This window comes from Robinsoniella sp. (genome assembly GCF_034124845.1).
Window position 1 is genome coordinate 1 of the sequence record NZ_JAWYAJ010000421.1, and the last position, 3,331, is coordinate 3,331.

Annotated in this window: 3 protein-coding genes; all 3 read right to left on the minus strand. The window is 40.9% G+C overall.

What is annotated here, in order from left to right:
• Positions 1-161 precede the first annotated feature (161 nt).
• Positions 162-1,145 (minus strand): NDP-sugar synthase, encoded by a 984-nt coding sequence (locus ACH2DQ_RS20770; protein WP_394915482.1) that lies wholly within the window; start codon positions 1,143-1,145, stop codon positions 162-164.
• Positions 1,142-1,825: a hypothetical protein gene (locus tag ACH2DQ_RS20775; protein WP_395028148.1), complete on the minus strand. Its 684-nt coding sequence runs from the start codon at positions 1,823-1,825 to the stop codon at positions 1,142-1,144. Before ACH2DQ_RS20775 ends, ACH2DQ_RS20770 begins: the two co-directional genes overlap by 4 nt.
• 183 nt (positions 1,826-2,008) lie before the next feature.
• Positions 2,009-3,331, minus strand: a 1,323-nt coding sequence (locus ACH2DQ_RS20780; RefSeq protein WP_395028150.1) for an MBOAT family O-acyltransferase, incomplete at its 5' end; no start/stop codon positions are given.

Here is a 3,331-nt window from a genome sequence, read left to right on the forward strand (position 1 = left end):
CCCTGCTGAGGCATCCGCATGCTGACTCCAAACCGGATTAGCAGTGAGACATACAGCAAAGCACAAAACGAGTATCAGAATGCTTCTTTTCCTGTTTCTAAACTTCAATGTATTCCCCCCTATCCACGATATTTCTGTTTTAACAGACTACACGGTAAATCTCAGTTCCAAAGTTTTGCGGGAAATCTGCCTGCTTTTTTGTAATCTTTTATTTTTTCCTGGACGAATGCTCGATCTTCCTGATAAGTCACTCCAAACCACGTATCCCGGCTGGGCAATACTTTGACCCGGCAACTGCCTTCTTTTATAAGATCCCTTACTGCCGTAGGTATGACATGTTCACATTTCATAGGATTTGCATTTAATTCCCGTTCTAAAAAATCAGTAAATATCCGGTCACACTGCCCGAATATTGACGGAGAAAATCCCCAGAAATTCATGGAACACATGGTATGATCAGGTATACAGCTGTATTGATTGACTGTCTCGTCATTTACGTCTGCCTTACCTGTCTTGTCAGTTTTTTCTGTCTTGTTTGCTTTTTCTGTGTTGTCTGCTTTATCTGTCTCATAGCAGACCTGCCCGTCTTTTTTCCTGATTCCGCCTATTTCTTCGATACCGGTCAGGTACCCGTCTTCTACCTTGCAGACCCCTCTTGTTACGGAACCATGATCCGTCAATGTATTTTCCAGTGGGTATCCGATCATGGCATAGTGATTCTCCTGAACCTCCGTACATAAAAATTCATACATTTTTTGAAATGCATCTCTTCCATAGAAGTCATCTGCATTGCAGATAGCAAATGGTGTATTCCGGCTGCGGCAGGCTAACAGGGCATGTGTTGTTCCCCACGGCTTTTCTCTGCCTGCCGGGACTGTAAAGCCTTCCGGGATATCATCCATGTTCTGATAGGCATATTGAACATTCACCTTCTTTCTGATATGCCTGACCAGATTCTGCTCAAAGATAGCCTCGTGTTCTCTTCTTATAATCAGCACAAGATCACGAAAACCGGCTTCTATAGCGTCAAAGATGGAAAAATCTATAATACTTTCTGCATGATCTCCCACTGTATCAACTTGTTTAAGTCCCCCATACCTGCTCCCCATTCCTGCTGCCAGGATCATTAATGCTGGTTCCTTCACAATTTCACTCCTCTGTTCTTTTTACTGTGGATCACTGCAAAACTGCCCACCCCAATAAATAATACGGCTGCTATAACTGCAATAATTTCAATACCACTTTCTCCGGTTTTAGGTGAAACACCGGTTTCTTCGTTTTTTCCCTGCTCTTTGTCCTGGTATACCAATGCTACGGGCGATGCGGAATGAAATACCGCAGTTGCAATATTCCCACTGGTTGCGGTATCCAGCAGTTCCCATCCATGTGCATCACACTTATGCAGGACGTAAACCTGAATATTAGAGGTGATACTATTGCATACCAAATCCATACTGATGGGTTGTTCGATAGATGGCATGGGATCTGCCTTGATTGTCAAATTACTGATTTTCGTCAGAAATTTATAATCAGACAGTTTTTCCAGGGATATAACCTTAGTCTTGCTGTCATAAAGTTCCAGTTCATCCTTCCCCAAGGCGTTCGCCAGATTCTGGTCCAGACTGTTATTTATTTGATCCACCTCATTTTGTAACTCAGGATCATCAAATTCACCTGACAGTTCTGCAGAACCTCTGCCGGGGCTTGCACTTACAATTCCACCGATTCCTGTTGAAACGCTGTGTATAATGCCGCTGGCATGAACCTGCATTCCCGTCATCAGCAGCATACATACCGTTAGAATTGCCGCCGCTTTTTCCTTCATATCCAAATCCTCCTTAATAAAATTATTTTTGTATCTTTTTTCCATTTACTATGGTTCTTTCGCACAATAGATCTCACTCCTCCTCTCCTGAAACGTATAAAACGCATTTTATTTATCTAAAACTGCCACAGAAAAAAAGGTTCACAATCTATAGCAGGCAGATAACCCTGTTTCCCGGTAAAGTCAATACTGGGAATAAATAAATGCTGTATTTCCCGGATAAAACAAACTTAACAAAATCCAAATGAAGATACCTATCGCTACTTTCGATGAAAACTTATCCAGGTTAAATTGTTTGTATAATCCGTTTCCGCCATTTTTGAATTTTGCAAACAGCATTGCAATAATCACAATCAGAGCAAATACCACCGTATATATGTAAATATAGTCTATCCCTGATTTCCAGAAGACGATTCTGCCCAGTATCATGACCGCCTGTTCCACGGAATCTGCCCGGAAAAAAATCCAGCAGATGCAGATGAAAATATAGGTAAGCAGACAGGAAATAACGGAACAGACATTCTGTATTCCCTTATTTTCAATCGTGATAAAATGCTTCTTCTTAATAGCCAGATAATTTTTATGCAGCACTAAAGCAAATCCATTGAGCAGTCCCCACACAATATAAGTCCAGTTAGCTCCATGCCAGAGTCCCCCCAGCGTCATGGTTAAAACCAGATTAAAATAAGTACGCCCTCTGCCTTTTCGATTTCCACCCAGGGGAAAGTATAAGTATTGCATCAGCCAGGCAGACAGGCTGATATGCCAGCGTTTCCAAAACTCTGATACATTTTTTGATATATAAGGAATATTAAAATTGGGGGGTATATCGAATCCCAATATTTTTGCAATTCCAATTGCCATATCTGAATAACCGGAAAAATCACAATATATCTGAATGGAATAGGAAATCACGGCAAAAGTGATGGAAAGAGCGCTGTAGGCAGCCGGGGCCTGAAAAACCGCATCCACACATACAGACAACCGGTCCGCTATCACACACTTCTTAAATATTCCAAACAGGATTATCTGAAATCCAGCTTCTGCATTTGCTTTTGTAATCTGTCTTTGTTCGTTAATCTGCCGGAGGAAATCCTGATTCTTCACAATCGGACCCGTTGAAATCTTGGGAAAAAAACCAATTAAAAGTGCAGTGGACAGGAAATCGGCAGGCTCTAATTCCTCTTTATAAATATCTGCCACATAACTGATTGCCTGGAAGGTATAAAAGGAAATACCAAGAGGCATCGCTAATTTCCATAGCTGCATGTTGCTTTTGATCTGAAATAGATTCAGGAAAGATTCCGTAAAAAAATGATAATACTTGAAAAATGCTAAAATGATCAGCATGAAAGTAATGAATACTGCTAAAATTTTTTTACGGTCTGACGGATTCTTATTTTTCCTCCTAATATTCTTCCCTGCAAGATAGGATGCATAAGTCTGTGCAATTAAAAGCAGTAAAAATCTAACATCCAGATAGGCGAAGAATATATAACTGCTGAC

Excerpts from the sequence above, each read along its gene's own strand:
- ACH2DQ_RS20775 (WP_395028148.1), bottom strand. The coding sequence starts at position 1,825 with ATGAAGGAAAAAGCGGCGGCAATTCTAACGGTATGTATGCTGCTGATG.